Source organism: Rhizobium sp. N122 (assembly GCF_002211295.1).
GTDB lineage: Bacteria > Pseudomonadota > Alphaproteobacteria > Rhizobiales > Rhizobiaceae > Rhizobium.
The window spans coordinates 80,339-97,965 of sequence record NZ_LOKU01000080.1; the positions used below are offsets into that span (position 1 = coordinate 80,339).

Below are 17,627 nucleotides of genomic sequence, written 5' to 3' on the forward strand. Positions count from 1 at the left end.
GCACAGCCTTTGCCGCCACGCCGCAAGATTCTCGTCGTGCTGAAAGGCTATCCCCGCCTTTCGGAAACCTTCATCGCCCAGGAGTTGCTCGGCCTGGAAAGGGCCGGCTTCGACCTGACGCTGATCTCGATGCGCCGGCCGACCGACAAGAAGCGCCATCCCGTGCATGACGAGATCAAGGCGCGCGTCGTCTACCTGCCGGAATATCTGCACGAGGAGCCGATCCGGGTGCTGAAAGGCCTCGTCGCCGGTTTCTCCAGACCCGGCTTCAAGGCGCTGTTCAAACGTTTCCTCGCCGATCTCAAGCGCGACCTCTCCCGCAACCGCTTCCGCCGTCTCGGCCAGGCGCTGGTGCTGGGGCGCGAATGGCCTGATGGCGGCGAATGGCTGCATGCCCATTTCATCCATACGCCGGCTTCGGTGACGGAATATGCCAGCATCCTCACCGGCACGCCCTGGACCTGTTCGGCGCATGCCAAGGACATTTGGACGTCGCCCGATTGGGAGCTGCAGGAAAAGCTCGGCAGCGCCCGCTGGGCCGTCACCTGCACCAGGACGGGCTATGAGCACATGCGCACGCTGACGTCGCGCAAGGATGCGGTGCATTTAAGTTACCACGGTCTCGATCTCGCCCGTTTCGGCCACTTTGCCGGCGAGCGTTCGCAACGGACCGGCGACAGCCCGGACGATCCCGCCCTCATCCTGAGCGTCGGCCGCGCCGTCGAGAAGAAGGGCTACGACGTGCTGCTGCGCGCGCTCGCCCTGCTGCCTGCCGATCTGCACTGGCGCATGGATCATATCGGCGGCGGCGAGGCGCTGGCGAAGCTGAAGGCGCTCGCCAGCGAACTCGGCCTCTCCCACCGCATCGTCTGGAAGGGCGCCATGGCGCAGGAGGACGTGCTCGATCATTACCGCCGCGCCGACCTCTTCGCGCTGGCCTGCCGGATCGCCGCCAACGGCGACCGCGACGGCCTGCCGAATGTGCTTGTCGAAGCCTCGAGCCAGCGACTGGTCTGTGTTTCCACGACGGTATCCGGCGTGCCGGAACTCTTGAAGGACGGCGAAAACGGCCTCGTCGTGCCGCCCGAGGATCCGGCGCTGCTGGCGAAGGCCCTGACGGCGGCGGTCCGCGACCCGGCCTTGCGCAAGCGCCTCGGCGATGCCGCCGAAAAGCGGGTGCGCGACGATTTCGACTATCACTCCAGCATCCGGCAGCTCAGCGGCCTGTTCGAGGCCGAATGGCAGAAGGCGTCATGACGGCACCGCGTATCTTCTTCTACGTCCAGCACCTGCTCGGCATCGGCCACATCGCCCGCGCCAGCCGCATCGCCAACGCGCTCGTCAAGGATGGTTTCGACGTCACGGTGGTCACCGGCGGCCTGCCGGTGCCGGGTTTTCCCGGCGACGGCGTCAAGACCGTGGCGCTGCCGGCGGTCGTCGCCAGCAATGCCGGGTTTTCCGGCCTCGCCGATGCCGATGGCCGGCCAGCGGGCGAAGAATTCCTCAATGCCCGCCGCGATCTGCTGCTTGAGGCCTTTCATGCCGCCAGGCCCGATGTCGTCATCATCGAAGCCTTCCCCTTCGGCCGGCGGCAGATGCGCTTCGAACTGCTGCCGCTGCTGGCGGCGATCGACACGGCCGAACCGCGGCCGAAGCTCCTCAGTTCGGTGCGCGACATCCTCCAGGAAAACCGCAAGGCCGGCCGCGACGCGGAGACCGCGGCACTGGTCAGGGCGCATTTCGATGCCGTGCTCGTCCACGGCGATCCCGGCTTCATCAGGCTGGAGGACACTTTTCCGCTGACGGCTGAGATTGCCGACAGGCTGCGCTACACCGGCCTCGTCGCCGCGCCGCCGGCGCCGGAACCGAGCGAAACCTTCGACATTATCGCATCGGCGGGCGGCGGCGCGGTCGGCGCCGCGCTGATCGGCGCGGCGAAAGAGGCGGCAGCCCTGCTGCCGGCCGATCTTCGCTGGCTGCTGATAGCAGGCCCGAACCTGCCGGAGGCCGATTTCGCCGCGCTGTCGCAGGACGTCGCCCCAAACGTGACGCTGGTGCGTTTCCGCAAGGATTTTCCCTCGCTGCTGCTCGGCGCGAAGGTTTCGATCTCACAGGCCGGCTACAACACGGTCGGCGACCTCCTGCGCAGTCAATGCCGGGCGATCCTCATTCCCTTTGTCGCCGGCGGCGAGACCGAGCAGACGGTGCGCGCCGAACGGCTGCTGGCGCTTGATCTCGCCGATATCCTGCCGGAAACGGGACTGACATCAGGCCATGTCAAGGAAGCCGTCGAAAAGGCGCTCGCAGCACCAGGGCGCGGCGCGGTATCACTCGATCTCGATGGGGCGGAGAAAACCGCCGGCATCATCCGTTCCATGCTGACCGGCAATTGAAAGCTTTGAGGATTTCGATGGGCGCCCGCGGTTAATGTAGCGGGCGCACGGCTTCGGCAAAGGCCCGGCAAATCTCATCCTGCCACTATCTGGCAGCAGCAAGCCTGTATAAGCTTACCTCATGTCTCGTTCCGAACGCCTCCTCGACCTTCTCCAGGTTTTGCGCCGCCACCGCCGGCCGGTCAGTGGCGGGGTGCTGGCCGACGAGATCGGCGTCAGCATCCGCACCCTCTATCGGGATATCGCCAGCCTTCAGGCCCAGGGCGCCGCTATCGAGGGCGAACCCGGCGTCGGTTATGTGCTGAAACCGGGATTTCTGCTGCCGCCGCTGATGTTTCCGCCTGAGGAAATCGAAGCGCTCGTGCTCGGCTCCCGATGGGTCGCGGACAGAGGGGACGATCACTTACGCGATGCGGCGCGAAATGCGCTGGCGCGGATCGCCGCCGTGTTGCCGCCCGAATTGCGCGACGCATTGGAGGCCTCCGCCCTCCTGGTGGGGCCAGGCGTCAAACTCCCTGTCGACTCGGTCGATCCGGCCCTGCTGCGCAAGGCGATCCGCACCGAACGCAAGCTTTCCCTGTCCTATAGCGACGGCTCCGGCGTGGCGTCGGAGCGTGTGGTGTGGCCCTTCGCGCTTGCCTTTTTCGACCAGGTGCGCCTCCTCCTCGGCTGGTGCGAACTCCGTCAGGATTTCCGCTCGTTTCGCACGGATCGGATCGTTCATGCGCAAGTGCTCGACGCGCGCTATCCCAAGCGCCGGCAGACGCTGCTGAAACAATGGCGGGAGATCCAGGGAATATCGCATCGAGACGTATGATACTGCCAGAATTTGGCAGTGTCTGGTCATAAGGTTCTGCTGTCCAACGAACAAGGAGACCCTTATGATCGCCAGCAACAGCATTCTTCTCTACGTGACCGACGCGCCGGCGAGCGCCCGCTTCTACGCCAAGCTGCTCGGCAAGGAGCCGGTGGAAGCGAGCGAGACCTTCGCCATGTTCATCTTGGCCTCCGGCCTGGGGCTCGGTCTCTGGGGCAAGGCGGGCGTCGAGCCCGCGCCGGCAGCGGCGGGCGGCGGCTCCGAAATTGGGTTCAAGGTCGCCGCCACCGACATGGTCGATGCGACCCACGCCGACTGGCAGGCCAAGGGCGCGAATATCGTCATGGCCCCGACCGATCTCGATTTCGGCCGAAGCTTCGTCGCCGCCGATCCTGATGGGCATCGTCTGCGCGTCTACACCGTGACGGAGGTTTGAGCCATGGCCAAAGCCTGGATCGCCGTCGCCTCCGCAGAGCATGTGCGCATCGGCCGTCAAGCCGGCTTCATGCAGGTCTGCCACGGCAAGGCGTCACCCCTCAGGCGGATCACGCCCGGGGATCGCGTGATCTATTATTCGCCCACCGTGGTCTTTGGCGGCAAGGACCGCCTTCAGGCTTTCACTGCGATCGGCATGGCCCGCGACGACGCGCCTTACCAGGTGGAGATGGAAAGCGGTTTCAGGCCCTGGCGGCGGGATGTCGATTGGCAGCCTGCGCAGGAAACCCCGATCCGGTCGCTGCTCGGCCGGCTCGCCTTCACCAGGGTCGGCCCCAATTGGGGCTATCAGCTCCGCTTCGGTTTGTTCGGCATCGGCGACGAGGATGCCGATATGATCGCGGAAGCGATGAGCCATGCCGATCCGAATAGCATGCTTCGCGACGTCGCGGCGTGAACCCGACCGCCCGGACCCATGACCGGCCCCCGGATTTTTCCGGGGGCTTCTTTGCGCGCAGCGCCGATCCCGGCAAGATTGCGGACCGGCTCGGGGATAAAATTATCCAGCAATTGCAAGCCTTACCGCCTCCTTTGCGCGTCTTTTCAGACGCGCGGCGCTGTAATCCAAAAATCCTGTGATATAAGCAATGTTCCGGCGAGAATCGGCACGTCTGCAGCCGGTCGCTTCGCCTTGTATTCATTGCGATATCGGCGGTCCGGCTGCATGGTCCTGTTCTCAGACTTCCTCCCCATCCCGGCCCCCGGAATTTCCCAGCACGCTGACGGTTAAGCCATGGAAAAAAGCCTCGCCCGCTACATCTGGAAGAACACGCGGCTGCAGCAGCTGTGGATTCTGGCTGTCGTCGCCGCCTCGATGGTGCCCTATTTCCTGTCCTTCGATCTGCCGAAGCAGATCGTCAACGGACCGATCCAGGGCGACGGTTTCGAAGGTCCGGGCGCAAGACAGACCTTCATGCACATCGCCTACGACATTCCGCTGATCGGCCATGTCGAATTCTTTCAAGGCTTGCAGCTCAACCGGTTCCAGATGCTGATGGCGCTCAGCCTGGTGTTTCTGGCGCTGGTGGTGCTGAACGGCCTCTTCAAGTTCTATATCAACACCTATAAGGGCCGGCTCGGCGAGCGCATGCTGCGCCGTATCCGCTTCGAACTGATCGACCGGGTCCTACGTTTTCCGCCCATCCACTTCAAGCGGGTGAAATCGGCCGAGATCGCCACGATGATCAAGGACGAGGTGGAGCCGATGGGCGGCTTCACCGGCGATGCCTTCGTCTCGCCTGCCCTTCTCGGCGGCCAGGCGATCACCGCCCTCGCCTTCATCATCGTCCAGAATTTCTGGCTCGGCATGATCGCAGCCGGCATCGTCGGCGTCCAGGCCGTCGTCATCCCCCGCATGCGCAAGCGCCTGCTGGACCTCGGCCGCCAGCGCCAGCTGACGGCCCGCGAACTTTCCGGCCGCGTCGGCGAAATCGTCGACGGCATCGGCACGATCCACGGCAACGACACATCAAACCTCGAGCGCGCCGACATCGCCTCGCGGCTCGGCCGGATCTTTTCGATCCGCTACGACCTTTACCAGTGGAAATTCCTGGTGAAGTTCATCAACAACTTCCTTGCCCAGGTCACGCCCTTCCTGTTCTATGCGATCGGCGGCTACCTGGCGCTGCAGGGCCGGCTCGACATCGGTCAGCTCGTCGCCGTCATATCAGCCTATAAGGACCTGCCCGGGCCGCTAAAGGAACTGATCGATTGGGATCAGATGCGCCAGGACGTGCAGGTGAAGTACCAGCAGGTCTACGAGCAGTTCAATGTCGAGCCGCTGATCGACAGCCGCATCCAGGAACTGGCGACCGCACCCGTCGGCGCGCTGACCAGCGCGCTCGTCGTCACCAATCTCTCACTCTCCGACGACAGCGGCGCCCGCCTCGTCGACCACGTCTCCGTCGAGATCAAGCCGAACGAGACGGTGGCGATCGTCGGCCCGAACGGCAGCGGCGCCGAAGCCTTCGCGGAAGCGCTCGGCCGTATGGTCTGGCCGGACTCCGGCCGCATCACCATCGACGGGCGCGACCTGCTGGACCTGCCGGAATCGATCACCGGCCGGCGCATCTCCTATGCCTCGGCCGACACTTTCTTCTTCCACGGCTCGCTCGCCAGCAATCTGCTCTACGGCCTCAAACACGCGCCGATGACCGATCCCGTCTACGACGAGAAGGAAGCGCTCGAATATAAATGGCATTCCGTCGAGGCGGTGAAGGCCGGCAATCCGACGCTCGATCTCAACAGCGACTGGGTGGACTACCAGGCGGCCGGTGCCAGCGGGCCGGAAGATCTGCTGAAGGCCATCCGCCCGGTGCTCGACGCCGTGCTGATCTCGCAGGACATCCTCGATCTGGCGCTGCGCTCGAACGTCAATACCGACGTACATGTGGCAGTCAGCGACCACGTCGTCGCCCTGCGCGCCTCGCTCCGGGACCGGCTGCGCGACGAAGGGCTCGACGGCATCGTCGTGCCCTTCGATTTCGACGCCTATAACGCCCAGGCGACGGTCGGCGAAAACCTGCTGTTCGGCACCATGAAGCGGCCGCTGATGACCAACCGCCGGCTGGCTGCCCATCCCTATTTCCAGCAGCTGTTCCGCGAGACGGGGCTCAGCACCGATCTCTACGCCATGGGCCTCGAGATCGCTGAGAACGCCGTCGAACTCTTCCACGACCTGCCGCCGGACCATCCGTTCTTCCAGCAGCTGACCTTCATGACGGCGGACGACATTCCCACCTACCAGGCGCTGCTGCAGAAGCTGCAAAGCCGCCGCTTCGAGGATGCGACGCCCGAGGAACGCTCGGCCATCATCCGGCTGAGCTTCGCCTATATCGAGCCGCGCCACCGCTTCGGCCTGCTGACCGACGAGCTGATGGACAAGATCGTCAGCGCCCGCAAGCAGTTCCACGAGCATATCCCGGCCGATCTCGCCGAGTTGATCGAGCGCTATGACGCCGAGCGTTTCACCCCGTCGGCCAGCCTGATGGACAATGTGCTCTTCGGCCGCATCGCCTATCAGCAGGCCGATGCCTCCGACCGCATCCGCGCCATCATGGGCGAGCTTTTCGACGCGCTCGATCTTTATGACGATGTCCTGTCGATCGGGCTGGAATTCGACGTCGGCTCCGGCGGCAAGCGGCTGACCATGGTGCAGCGGCAGAAGCTGAATCTGGCGCGTGCATTGTTGAAACGCTCGGACTATTTCATCTTCAACCGGCCGCTGTCGGCGCTCGACCAGCGCGTTCAGGATCAGATCGCCCGCAACATCGTCGAAGACCTGCACGAAGAAGGCAAGCGGCCGGCGATCATCTGGGTGCTCTCCAATGCGCGGCTCGCCGAGATGTTCGACCGGATCCTGCTCTTCGACCGCGGCGGGCTGGCGGAAGCCGGAAACTATCCGGAACTTTCCGAGAAAAACGGGATGTTCAAGGAACTGTTATCGTAATATTCTATTGCGGCGGCGATGGTAGGCGTTCCCGGGGGGACGCCCGGAATTGAAGGCGCCTGGTTCCAAGAACCCTGCGTCAGGGGATTGAAACGCTCATGCTGTTGAGAGACGAAGTCGAAATGCTGCGCCGGGTGCCGATCTTTTCGAGGATTGCACCGGCCAAGCTCAAGCTTTTGGCCTTCACCTCCGACCGCATGACCTACAAGGCCGGCCAGGATCTCTTCCATCAGGGCGATGTCGGCGACGCCGCCTATGTCATCCTCTCCGGCAGCGCCGACATCATCGTCTCCTCGCCGGCCGGCGAGATCAAGGTCGCCGATGTCGAGCTCAATTCCATCGTCGGCGAAATCGCCATCCTCTGCGATGTCTCGCGCACGGCCACGGTGCGCGCCACCTCGCCGCTCGAAGTGCTGCGCATCAGCAAGGAGCACTTCCTCAAGCTGCTCAGCGACTTCCCCGAAATGGCCGTGGAAATCATGCGCGTGCTCGCCGACCGCCTGAACCACACGACGGCGGAACTGACCGCGGCCCGGGCGGCAAAGCAGCCGCAGATGGCGCAGTAAAACGCATTTAGCGTTGCGGCGGCCATTGCCGGGCGCCGTGAAGAAGGCGCAGTATTTCCACTTGGCTGACGTTCTGGCGAATACGATAGATCACGACAAAAGATGTGCGTGAAATGACCAGTTCGCGCGTTCCATTGATTCGGCCGGGCCGACCGATCTCCGGCTGATCGATAAGCAAATCGGTCTGACGCTCGATTTCATCAAGCTGGCTTATCGCGGCGACGACATTCTGGTCGGCGATAAACTGAATTGCTTCTTTGCCATCTGATTGAGCTTTCGCACGCCAGACGAGCTTCACTTGGCCTCGCCCTTCAGCCGCGCCAGCAGCTCAGCCCGCTCGCGCGCCATCTCTTCCTTGACGACTTCGTGCGGGATCCAGACGGCATTCGGATCATCGGCTTCCCGAATCGCTTCCTCGACCTGTTCGCGGAACCATTTGTCGTATTCCGCCGCCTCATGGGTCCGACGCAGAGCGGCGGCCCGATCCGGCCGCGATGCCGTCTCGGGAACGTAATCGGCCGCATCGACGTCGAATTGCGAGATGCCGATATCCTTGAGATAGGACACCAGCGTATCCATGCGCTTGAACACACGCACCTGCCGGCTGCGCTGGGCGGCGAGCGGACGCTCTGATTTGCCGTAGCGGATGACGACGGACCAGCCGCCGGTTTTGCCGACGACATGCGCGGCATCGACCGCGCCTGCTTCGACAAGGCGGGAAAGGGTCGAATGATCGATGGTTTCTGCGGTCATGGCATATCCTCTTTCAGGCCGACAAGGATATGCATTTAATTATAGATTGCAATGCGTTCAATAATTGGAATTGCGCAGCCGAAGATGAAAGGCTGCGTGGTTTCCCAAGACCTCCACTTTCCAGCCCGGGCCGACTGCCCCTCACCCTAACCCTCTCCCCGTAAAAAACGGGGAGAGGGGACTTGCCCCACGAGACGTTAGCGAGGGACGGAGAGGTCGCGGCATATCCCCTTCTCCCCGTAAAACGGGGAGAAGGTGCCGGCAGGCGGATGAGGGGCAGGCGTCCCGGCGAATAGCCGATGCAACGCAGATATATGCTATGCGAAGAGGAAACGGCCTTCAATGAACGCTGTAATATCGGCCCGTAATGGCGATTCGGATGCAAGCGCATCGGTGCGGTAAAAATCGTGCTGTTTGCCAGCATAGGTTTTCCAACGCTTGGGAACAAGGTTGTTCCAGCTTTGAGGCGGGCGATATGGATCGAGTTCTCCCCAGACTACCATTGTGGGTATATTCAGTGGAGACGTTTCGAAGCGCAATCTGGTTGATGACACGCAGATCAGGGCCTGAAGCTCCAGCCCCTCTTTGACCGCATTCCACAAAGCAGTTCCACCGGCGCTAAAACCGATCCCCAAGCACGTGCGTCCATCCATCTCGCGAAGTGCCCGAACCGCATGTAGGATGCCGTCTTCGTTGAAAAGATGGTGGTGAAGCTCGTCTCCGCGCAGACCGGGGCGACCGCTCAGGTCGGCCAGCTGTAGTAAGCGGTGCTCAGAGCACCCAACATCCAAGAGTTCGGCGAAAGTTTCGGGAAAGCCGTGGATATCGCTCACGACCAACAAGTGCTGCATCAATTTGGCGGCGCCGCTCTGGATACCATAGAGAATGAGGCAGCACGCCGGACTTTCCGGCGTACTGCTGCGGGTTTACACTATTCGCGCTGTTCCAGTGCCTTGCTGAAGGCGAGCGCCGCCAGTGTGCAGATGGCGCCGGAGAGCAGGTAGTAGCCGACGAAGGTCAGGCCGAAGCGGCTGGAGAGGCTGAGCGCCACCAGCGGCGCGAAGCCGGCGCCGATCAGCCAGGCGAGGTCCGAGGTGAAGGCAGCCCCGGTATAGCGATAGCCGCGGCCGAAGCGCGACGAGATCGAGCCGGTCGCCTGGCCGAAGGACAGGCCGAGCACGCCGAAGCCGATGATGACGAAGGCGTCGTGGCCGTTATTGCCGGAGGCGATCAGGATCGGCCCGACGAAGCTGAAGACGGCGATCAGGACGGCGCAGATCGCAAGCTGGGCGCGCCGGCCGATGCGGTCGGCGATCAGGCCCGAGGCGATGATGGCGACGATGCCGACCATGGCGCCGACCACCTGCACCACCATGAAGGCGCCGATCGGCTGGTTGCCGTAAAGGCTCATCCAGCCGAGCGGGAAGATGGTGACGAGGTGGAACATGGCAAAACTGGCGAGCGGCACGAAGGCGCCGATCAGAATGTCGCGGCCGTGAACGCGCAGCACGTCGAGGATCGGTGCGGCCTCCAGCTCGTGCTGCTCGAGCAGCGTGCCGAATTCCTTGGTCATCACCAGGCGCAGACGCGCAAACAACGCCACGACGTTGATCGCGAAAGCGACGAAGAAGGGATAACGCCAGCCCCAGGAGAGGAAATCCTCACTGGAAAGATTGGCGACGAAATAGCCGAACAGCGTGCTTGCCAGCGCAAAGCCGATCGGCGCGCCGAGCTGCGGGATCATCGCATACCAGCCGCGGCGATTGGCCGGCGCGTTGAGCGCCAGCAGCGAGGCAAGCCCGTCCCAGGCGCCGCCGAGGGCAAAGCCCTGGCCCAGACGGAAGAGCGCCAACAGCGCGATCGACCAGACGCCGATCTCCTCATAACCCGGCAGGAAGGCGATCGAGGCGGTGGAGCCGCCGAGCAGGAAGAGTGCGATCGTCAGCTTGGTGCCGCGCCCATACATCCGGTCGATGGTCATGAAGACGACGGAGCCGACCGGGCGGGCAAGGAAGGCCAGCGAGAAGATGGCGAAGGAATAGAGCGTCGCCGTCAGCCTGTCCGGCGCGAAGGGGAAGACCAGCTGTGGAAAGACCAGGACCGAGGCGAGGCCATAGACGAAGAAATCGAAGAATTCCGACATACGGCCGATCACCACGCCGACGGCGATGCTGCCAGGCGAAACCGGTTTGTCGTCGTGAATACGCCGCGCGTCGCGTTCCAGCGACGATGATGACGGCCCGTAATGCGATGTTGTTGCCATAAACGCCTCCTCGTTAAGGCGCTTCCGGCAAGGCGCCCCAAGCGTGATCTTGATCAAACCCGCAGGCTTATCAAGTCCGTAAGACTGAAATAGTTGATCATCGCGGCGCAAATGAAGCGCAGATAGGAAAAATTGCATGACCCGAATGGTGATTTTCCCCTGCAAATGCTGGCCCGGCCGGTTCTTGGGGATATATTGGACTGAAACATGCGTCGGCGACAAATCCTTCTGGATTTCATCAGGATTTCAACGCTATAGCACACCATGATTTACGCCGCAGTGCGGCATGCTTGCTGCACTGCGACCAAAGGCCTCATGTCGCGATCAGGTTCAGTGCTTTAGTCGCGAGACAAACGAAACAACAAGAGCTTAGAGACGTGCCAAAACTCATGAAGTTTTCCCGCCTTCTATCCGTCTTGCCGCTGCTTTTCCTGGCAGGATGCAACATGGTGGTCATGGCGCCCTCAGGCGACATCGCCGTGCAACAGCGCGATCTCATCGTCATCTCGACGGTGCTGATGCTTCTGATCATCATCCCGGTGATCTTCCTGACGCTGCTCTTCGCCTGGCGCTACCGCCACTCCAACACGGCCGCAACCTATGCGCCGGAATGGCACCATTCGACCCGCCTCGAAATCATCATCTGGGCTGCACCCCTGGCGATCATCATCGCGCTCGGCGCCGTGACCTGGATTTCCACCCATAAGCTCGATCCCTACCGGCCGCTCGACCGCCTCGATGCGGCGCGCGCCATCCCGGCCGATACCAAGCCGCTGACCGTCGAGGTCGTGGCGCTCGACTGGAAGTGGCTGTTCTTCTATCCCGAACTCGGCATCGCCACCGTCAACGAGCTTGCCGCGCCGGTGGACCAGCCGATCAATTTCAAGATCACCGCCTCCTCGGTGATGAACTCATTCTATATCCCCGCCCTTGCCGGCCAGATCTACGCCATGCCGGGCATGGAGACGAAGCTGCACGCCGTCATCAACAAAGAAGGCGAGTATGAGGGCTTCTCCGCCAATTACAGCGGATCGGGCTTCTCGCATATGCGCTTCAAGTTTCACGGCCTTCCCCGCGAAGGCTTCGACGCCTGGGTGGCCAAGGTCAAGCAGCAGGGCACGATGCTGAACCGCGACGCCTATCTGAAGCTCGAAAAGCCGAGCGAGAAGGAGCCGGTGCGCTACTATGCCGGTGCCGATGCCGACCTTTACAACGCCATCCTCAACATGTGCGCCACACCCGGCAAGATGTGCATGAACGAGATGATGCACATCGACATGATGGGCGGCGGCGGCAAGGAGAGCGTGGAGAACCGCGAGAAGCTGCAATATGACAACCGCCATGCCGACGAAGGCATCGTGGCGCCTGCCGCCACCGTGCCGGCAACGGGCGCCCCGGCGCGCAGCGAACCGGCAAACACCAATGGCAGCAGCATGCAGCACGACATGCCCGGCATGGACAGCACGCCCGGCACGGACATGCGGCATGACGGCCATTCCATGCCCGGCATGACCAACGGCGCCGATCCTGCGCCGGCGCAGCTCAACAACAACAATTAACCTGGCGCTTTGCGTCGCAAGACATAATGAACGGGTTGTTCCATGTTTTCCAATCCTGACCTCCTGAAGTTCGTCTTCGGCCGGTTGACCCTCGATGCCATCCCCTATCACGAGCCGATCCTGGTCGTGACCTTCATCGGCGTCGTCATCGGCGCCATCGCGGTGCTCGGCCTCATCACCTATTTCAAGTTCTGGGGCCCGCTCTGGAACGACTGGATCTGCAGCGTCGATCACAAGAAGATCGGCATCATGTATGTGATCCTCGCCGTCATCATGCTCCTGCGCGGCTTCTCCGACGCCATCCTGATGCGCATCCAGCAGGCGATCGCCTTCAACGGGTCGGAGGGCTACTTGCCGCCGCACCATTACGACCAGGTGTTCACCGCCCACGGCGTCATCATGATCTTCTTCGTGGCGATGCCCTTCGTCACCGGCCTGATGAACTTCGTCGTGCCGCTGCAGATCGGCGCGCGCGACGTCTCCTTCCCCTTCCTCAACAACTTCTCCTTCTGGATGACCACCGCCGGCGCGATCATCATCATGCTGTCGCTGTTCATCGGCGAATTCGCCCAGACCGGCTGGCTTGCCTATCCGCCGCTGTCGGGCGCCGCCTATAGTCCGGGCGTCGGCGTCGACTATTATATCTGGGGCCTGCAGGTGGCCGGTGTCGGAACGACGCTGTCGGGCATCAACCTGATCGCCACCATCGTCAAGATGCGCGCGCCGGGCATGACCTTCATGAAGATGCCGGTCTTCACCTGGACGGCGCTCTGCACCAACGTTTTGATCGTCGCCTCCTTCCCGATCCTGACGGCAACGCTCGCCCTGCTGTCGCTCGACCGCTATGCCGGCACCAACTTCTTCACCAACGACCTCGGCGGCAACCCGATGATGTATATCAACCTCATCTGGATCTGGGGCCATCCGGAGGTCTACATCCTGGTGCTGCCGGCTTTCGGCATCTTCTCGGAAGTCGTCGCCACCTTCTCGGGCAAACGCCTGTTCGGCTACGCCTCGATGGTCTACGCCACCTGCGTGATCATGATCCTGTCCTACATCGTCTGGCTGCACCACTTCTTCACGATGGGATCGGGTGCTTCCGTCAACTCCTTCTTCGGCATCACCACGATGATCATCTCGATCCCGACTGGGGCGAAGATCTTCAACTGGCTGTTCACCATGTATCGCGGCCGCATCCGCTTTGAGGTGCCGATGCTGTGGACGGTCGGCTTCATGGTGACCTTTGTTATCGGCGGCATGACCGGCGTCATGCTTGCCGTGCCGCCGGCCGATTTCGTGCTGCACAATTCGCTGTTCCTTATCGCCCACTTCCACAACGTCATCATCGGCGGCGTTCTCTTCGGCATGTTCGCCGGCGTGAACTACTGGTTCCCGAAGGCCTTCGGCTTCAAGCTCGATCCCTTCTGGGGCAAGCTGAGCTTCTGGTTCTGGCAGATCGGCTTCTGGTTCGCCTTCATGCCGCTCTATGTGCTCGGCCTGATGGGCGTCACCCGGCGCATGAGCCAGTTCGAGGACCCGTCGCTGCAGATCTGGTTCATCATCGCCGCCTTCGGCGTCGGTCTGATCGCGCTCGGCATTGCCGCCTTCCTGATCCAGATCGTCGTCAGCTTCATGAAGCGCGAGGAACTGCGCGACGACAGCGGCGATCCGTGGGACGGCCGCACGCTGGAATGGTCGACCGCCTCGCCGCCGCCGGACTACAACTTCGCCTTCACGCCCGTCGTCCACGACCATGACAGCTGGTACGACATGAAGAACCGTGGTTATGCGCGTCCGCTGGAGGGCTTCCGGCCGATCCATATGCCGAAGAACACCGGCACCGGGGCCATCCTCTCAGGCATCAGCGTCGCGCTGGCCTTCGGCCTGATCTGGTACATGTGGTGGCTGGTCGTCGTCTCCTTCGTCGCCCTGCTGGTCGTGGCGATCGGCCATACCTTCAACTACCGGCGCGACTTCCACATCCCCGCCGAAGAGGTGACCGAAACGGAAGGCAAGCGCACCGCGCTGCTTGCCGAGCAGGTGTAACCATGAGCGATCAGACCATCGACACGGCCGCAAAGCCTGAATTCTACCTGACGGAAGATCATCATCCGGAGAACAGCACCAATCTCGGCTTCTGGCTCTACCTGATGAGCGACTGCCTGATCTTCGCAGTGCTGTTTGCCACCCACGGCGTGCTCGGCCGCAACTATGCCGCCGGTCCGTCGCCGGCCGATCTCTTCGATCTGCCGATCGTCGCCCTCAACACCTCGATGCTGCTGTTCTCGTCGATCACCTACGGCTTCGCGATGCTGCAGATGGAGCGCAACGCCAAGGCGGAAACGCTGTTCTGGCTCGGCGTCACCGGCCTGTTCGGCGCCGCCTTCATCGGGCTCGAGCTCTACGAGTTCATCCATCTGATCCACGAAGGCGCCGGGCCGACGCGCAGCGCCTTCCTCTCCTCCTTCTTCACGCTGGTCGGCACGCACGGTCTGCACGTCACCTTCGGCATCATCTGGCTGATCACGCTGATGGTGCAGGTGTCGATGCACGGGCTGGTCGAAGCCAACCGCCGCCGCCTGATGTGCCTGTCGATGTTCTGGCACTTCCTCGACGTCGTCTGGATCGGCGTCTTTTCCTTCGTCTATCTCCTGGGAGTTCTCGGATGAGTTCGCAAGCACCCGCGCATGAGGATGCCCACGAGGCCCATCACGGCCACAGCCACGGTCATCAGGCCGGCCACGGCACCTTCCGCAGCTACATGATGGGCTTCGCGCTCTCCGTCGTCCTGACCGCCATTCCCTTCTGGCTCGTCATGGCAGGCGTGTTCGCCAGCCCGGCGGTGACGGCGGTGCTGGTAATGGGCATCGGCGCCATCCAGATCGTCGTCCATATGGTCTTCTTCCTGCATATGAACCCGCGCAGCGAGGGCGGCTGGACGATGATGGCGCTGATCTTCACCATCATCATCGTCGCCATCGCGCTCTCCGGTTCGCTCTGGGTCATGCATCATCTCAACAGCAACATGATGCCGATGAGCCCCGAGATGATGAAGAACATGCCGTGATCATCACCGAGCGCCGGCGGCAGTGCCGCCGGCATCGGGTCAGCCGATGAGCGAGTCTTTCCCGGACAAATCGGAACGGCGGCCTTATCAGGCAAAACGCATGATTTTCTGCGTCTGCCTGGCGCTGCTTGCCGCAGCCCTTGCGGCGCTCGGCACCTGGCAGGTGCAGCGCCTCGCCTGGAAGCGCGATCTCATCGTCCGTGTCGATCAGCGTGTGCATGCCGCACCGGCGCCCGCGCCGGCGCAGGCCGATTGGGGCAAGGTCGATGCCGCCGACGACGAATATCGCCGGGTGACCGCGACCGGGACGCTGGCGAACGACAAGGAGACCCTGGTCTATGCCTCCACGGTGCTCGGTCCGGGTTATTGGGTGATGACGCCGCTGACCCTTGCCGACGGCGCTGTCATTCTCGTCAATCGCGGCTTCGTGCCGATCGACAGACGCGATCCGGCCACCCGCCGCGAAGGCGAATTGTCGGGCCCGGTCGAGATCACCGGCCTCATGCGGATGACCGAGCCGAAGGGATCGCTGCTGCAATCCAATGACCTCGCCGCCGACCGCTGGTATTCGCGCGATATCGCGGCAATCGCTGAAAAGCGCGGCATCGGCGCGGTCGCGCCCTATTTCATCGATGCCGATGCGACCGCCAATCCGGGCGGCCTGCCGGTCGGCGGCCTGACAATCATCCACTTCCCTAACAACCATCTCGTCTATGCACTCACCTGGTACGGGCTGGCGGCGATGGCGCTCGCCCTGCTGGCGTTCATCCTTCGCGGCGAGATCGGAAGAGGCCGCCGGGAGTAGTTCGGCCCGGCGATTGGTTGCGCCGGTTGGCTTCAGCGCAACCGGATTAATATCGTGTAAAGCGATGTCCGATATTTCTGACCGGAACAGAATAGATAAAGCTGCACATGAACCGGCCGGATTACATTCCCAGTCTCGATGGCCTGCGCGGTATCGCCGCGCTGCTGGTCGTTCAAGCCCATGTCGGACTTATCTTTGCCGGCACATCGGCGCATGTAACGACCATGGGCAGCGAAGCCGTCGGCTTGTTTTTTGCCCTCAGCGGTTTTCTGATGGCCCATCTCTACGGTTCGCGGCCGGTGACCAGAGAAAGCGTCCTGGATTTTCTGGTCAGCCGCTTTGCCCGCATCTATCCGGTTTATCTGGCTGCCGTTCTGCTCGTGGCGATGCTGTCCGGCATACAGAATCTGGACTTCGTCCAGCCCATCACCGGCGCCACGGACTTTCTGCGCCATGTCCTTCTTCTCGGCTCGAGTGGTGTCTTCTGGTCGATTCCACCCGAAATTCAATTCTATCTGCTCTTCCCGATCCTATGGCTTTGCCTGGCCCGCCCGCAGCGCTACAGCGGCGTGATCGTCGGTTTCGCAGTCATCGTCGTCGTCGATGGTCTGCTGGAATTGCCTGGTCCTGGAATATTGCTCGTTTCCAAACTCCCCTACTTTCTTTTCGGCGCACTTGCCGGGCGGATGCATTCCTACTGGGATAGATGGACGCCATCCGCGCTCACGGGAATTTTGACGCTGTTCCTTTTGGTGGTGTTCTTCACCTACCGGAATCTCGCGCCCGATTTTTCCCCTGAATTCTGGAGCCTGCAAAGCGCGGCTGCCGCAGCCGTCATCGTGGCGCTCGTCGCTCGACAACCTCCCATTGCCGCCCATGTCCTGGCAGCCGCACCGGTGAGGTTCCTCGGGACGATCAGCTTCTCCCTCTATCTTTTCCACGTCCCCATCATGTTCCTGGTGCATCGGAGTTTTGAGACTGTGATGCCGGAACCGGCGCTCATCGCGGTGGCGCTGTTCGTTGCGGTGGGAGGCGCATGGTTCCTGCATGAGACGATCGAAGTCCCGAGCCGACGCCTGCTCGTCGGCTTCTGGCAGCATCACCGGTGGCGCGTTACCGCGCGCAAAACTCCGGCTGAGCAAGTCGAACGGGCCATCCTTGACCTGCAGGAGACCGAAAAGCGCCTCCTGAGCGGCGCAGCTTCAGTCACGGCGGGCGAACTGCGGGAGGGAACAGGTGGCGATGTTATCCAGGATGATGGCGACGAGAAGCGTCGCGCCTAGAGCATGATGCCGAAAAGTGTGAGCGGTTTTCGGACGACATCATGCTCTAACTCTTTAATTGAGAACAGGATTCAGATTTTAGGCCAACCGAGCCTAATCCTGTTCTAGCACAGCCGCTCCAGCTTGTTAATTTTGCGCAATTCCGTACGGAAAGCCGCGTCACATTTTTCCTGGCATT

At 62.3% G+C, this 17,627-nt stretch carries 18 protein-coding genes; 14 read left to right on the plus strand and 4 right to left on the minus strand.

Going from position 1 to position 17,627, the window contains the following annotated elements; all coding sequences use genetic code 11:
• Window positions 1–9: 9 nt before the first annotated feature.
• From ATY75_RS32990 to ATY75_RS33020, 8 genes are all read left to right on the plus strand, one after another.
• Entirely contained in the window at window positions 10–1,257 is a 1,248-nt protein-coding gene (locus tag ATY75_RS32990) for a glycosyltransferase (RefSeq protein WP_088940700.1), read from the plus strand.
• Window positions 1,254–2,393 (plus strand): glycosyltransferase, encoded by a 1,140-nt coding sequence (locus ATY75_RS32995; RefSeq protein ID WP_088940814.1) that lies wholly within the window; start codon window positions 1,254–1,256, stop codon window positions 2,391–2,393. Before ATY75_RS32990 ends, ATY75_RS32995 begins: the two co-directional genes overlap by 4 nt.
• A 121-nt stretch (window positions 2,394–2,514) precedes the next feature.
• Window positions 2,515–3,210, plus strand: a complete 696-nt coding sequence (locus tag ATY75_RS33000) for a YafY family protein (protein WP_088940701.1) — start codon at window positions 2,515–2,517, stop codon at window positions 3,208–3,210.
• Window positions 3,211–3,274: 64 nt separating this feature from the next.
• Window positions 3,275–3,646, plus strand: coding sequence for a VOC family protein (locus tag ATY75_RS33005; RefSeq protein WP_088940702.1), 372 nt, complete (start codon window positions 3,275–3,277; stop codon window positions 3,644–3,646).
• 3 nt (window positions 3,647–3,649) lie between these two features.
• Complete coding sequence (locus ATY75_RS33010) at window positions 3,650–4,102, plus strand: EVE domain-containing protein (protein ID WP_088940703.1); 453 nt, start codon at window positions 3,650–3,652, stop codon at window positions 4,100–4,102.
• Complete coding sequence (locus tag ATY75_RS34435; RefSeq protein ID WP_143535392.1) at window positions 4,099–4,284, plus strand: hypothetical protein; 186 nt, start codon at window positions 4,099–4,101, stop codon at window positions 4,282–4,284. The genes ATY75_RS33010 and ATY75_RS34435 overlap by 4 nt, the downstream gene beginning before the upstream one ends.
• A 154-nt stretch (window positions 4,285–4,438) precedes the next feature.
• Window positions 4,439–7,153, plus strand: coding sequence for an ABC transporter ATP-binding protein (locus ATY75_RS33015; protein WP_064842954.1), 2,715 nt, complete (start codon window positions 4,439–4,441; stop codon window positions 7,151–7,153).
• 98 nt (window positions 7,154–7,251) lie between these two features.
• Entirely contained in the window at window positions 7,252–7,719 is a 468-nt protein-coding gene (locus ATY75_RS33020) for a cyclic nucleotide-binding domain-containing protein (protein WP_004679746.1), read from the plus strand.
• Window positions 7,720–7,726: 7 nt separating this feature from the next.
• Here ATY75_RS33020 and ATY75_RS33025 read toward each other — a convergent pair whose 3' ends face one another.
• From ATY75_RS33025 to ATY75_RS33040, 4 genes are all read right to left on the minus strand, one after another.
• Window positions 7,727–8,017 carry a type II toxin-antitoxin system RelE/ParE family toxin gene (locus tag ATY75_RS33025; RefSeq protein ID WP_088940704.1) on the minus strand — a complete coding sequence of 97 codons (291 nt, stop codon included), beginning with the start codon at window positions 8,015–8,017 and terminating at the stop codon, window positions 7,727–7,729.
• Entirely contained in the window at window positions 8,014–8,472 is a 459-nt protein-coding gene (locus ATY75_RS33030) for a hypothetical protein (protein ID WP_088940705.1), read from the minus strand. Before ATY75_RS33030 ends, ATY75_RS33025 begins: the two co-directional genes overlap by 4 nt.
• Window positions 8,473–8,789: 317 nt before the next feature.
• A complete protein-coding gene (locus ATY75_RS33035; protein ID WP_245317677.1) occupies window positions 8,790–9,305 on the minus strand; it encodes an alpha/beta hydrolase in 516 nt (171 codons plus the stop codon).
• 98 nt (window positions 9,306–9,403) lie between these two features.
• Entirely contained in the window at window positions 9,404–10,735 is a 1,332-nt protein-coding gene (locus tag ATY75_RS33040; RefSeq protein ID WP_088940707.1) for an MFS transporter, read from the minus strand.
• Window positions 10,736–11,112: 377 nt separating this feature from the next.
• On the opposite strand from ATY75_RS33040, the gene cyoA reads away from it, so the two are divergent.
• From cyoA to ATY75_RS33070, 6 genes are all read left to right on the plus strand, one after another.
• The gene (gene cyoA, locus ATY75_RS33045; protein ID WP_088940708.1) at window positions 11,113–12,294 is read left to right on the plus strand and encodes a ubiquinol oxidase subunit II; all 1,182 of its coding nucleotides are present in this window, start codon (window positions 11,113–11,115) and stop codon (window positions 12,292–12,294) included.
• Between the two features lie 42 nt (window positions 12,295–12,336).
• On the plus strand, window positions 12,337–14,340 hold the full coding sequence (cyoB, locus tag ATY75_RS33050) for a cytochrome o ubiquinol oxidase subunit I (RefSeq protein WP_088940709.1): 2,004 nt from the start codon (window positions 12,337–12,339) through the stop codon (window positions 14,338–14,340).
• 2 nt (window positions 14,341–14,342) lie between these two features.
• Window positions 14,343–14,963: a cytochrome o ubiquinol oxidase subunit III gene (gene cyoC, locus ATY75_RS33055; RefSeq protein WP_064842943.1), complete on the plus strand. Its 621-nt coding sequence runs from the start codon at window positions 14,343–14,345 to the stop codon at window positions 14,961–14,963.
• A complete protein-coding gene (gene cyoD / locus ATY75_RS33060) occupies window positions 14,960–15,361 on the plus strand; it encodes a cytochrome o ubiquinol oxidase subunit IV (protein WP_064842940.1) in 402 nt (133 codons plus the stop codon). The genes cyoC and cyoD overlap by 4 nt, the downstream gene beginning before the upstream one ends.
• 46 nt (window positions 15,362–15,407) lie before the next feature.
• Window positions 15,408–16,166, plus strand: coding sequence for an SURF1 family protein (locus ATY75_RS33065; protein ID WP_088940815.1), 759 nt, complete (start codon window positions 15,408–15,410; stop codon window positions 16,164–16,166).
• 107 nt (window positions 16,167–16,273) lie between these two features.
• Window positions 16,274–17,449 carry an acyltransferase gene (locus tag ATY75_RS33070; protein ID WP_088940710.1) on the plus strand — a complete coding sequence of 392 codons (1,176 nt, stop codon included), beginning with the start codon at window positions 16,274–16,276 and terminating at the stop codon, window positions 17,447–17,449.
• Window positions 17,450–17,627: the final 178 nt, after the last annotated feature.

Bases quoted from the DNA above. Each gene is read 5' to 3' on its own strand.
- cyoB (WP_088940709.1), top strand. From the start codon at position 12,337: ATGTTTTCCAATCCTGACCTCCTGAAGTTCGTCTTCGGCCGGTTGACC.
- cyoC (WP_064842943.1), top strand. From the start codon at position 14,343: ATGAGCGATCAGACCATCGACACGGCCGCAAAGCCTGAATTCTACCTG.
- ATY75_RS33000 (WP_088940701.1), top strand. From the start codon at position 2,515: ATGTCTCGTTCCGAACGCCTCCTCGACCTTCTCCAGGTTTTGCGCCGC.
- ATY75_RS33005 (WP_088940702.1), top strand. From the start codon at position 3,275: ATGATCGCCAGCAACAGCATTCTTCTCTACGTGACCGACGCGCCGGCG.
- ATY75_RS33010 (WP_088940703.1), top strand. From the start codon at position 3,650: ATGGCCAAAGCCTGGATCGCCGTCGCCTCCGCAGAGCATGTGCGCATC.
- cyoD (WP_064842940.1), top strand. From the start codon at position 14,960: ATGAGTTCGCAAGCACCCGCGCATGAGGATGCCCACGAGGCCCATCAC.
- ATY75_RS33020 (WP_004679746.1), top strand. From the start codon at position 7,252: ATGCTGTTGAGAGACGAAGTCGAAATGCTGCGCCGGGTGCCGATCTTT.
- ATY75_RS33070 (WP_088940710.1), top strand. From the start codon at position 16,274: ATGAACCGGCCGGATTACATTCCCAGTCTCGATGGCCTGCGCGGTATC.
- ATY75_RS33015 (WP_064842954.1), top strand. From the start codon at position 4,439: ATGGAAAAAAGCCTCGCCCGCTACATCTGGAAGAACACGCGGCTGCAG.
- ATY75_RS33040 (WP_088940707.1), bottom strand. From the start codon at position 10,735: ATGGCAACAACATCGCATTACGGGCCGTCATCATCGTCGCTGGAACGC.
- ATY75_RS32995 (WP_088940814.1), top strand. From the start codon at position 1,254: ATGACGGCACCGCGTATCTTCTTCTACGTCCAGCACCTGCTCGGCATC.
- ATY75_RS33030 (WP_088940705.1), bottom strand. From the start codon at position 8,472: ATGACCGCAGAAACCATCGATCATTCGACCCTTTCCCGCCTTGTCGAA.
- ATY75_RS33065 (WP_088940815.1), top strand. From the start codon at position 15,408: ATGAGCGAGTCTTTCCCGGACAAATCGGAACGGCGGCCTTATCAGGCA.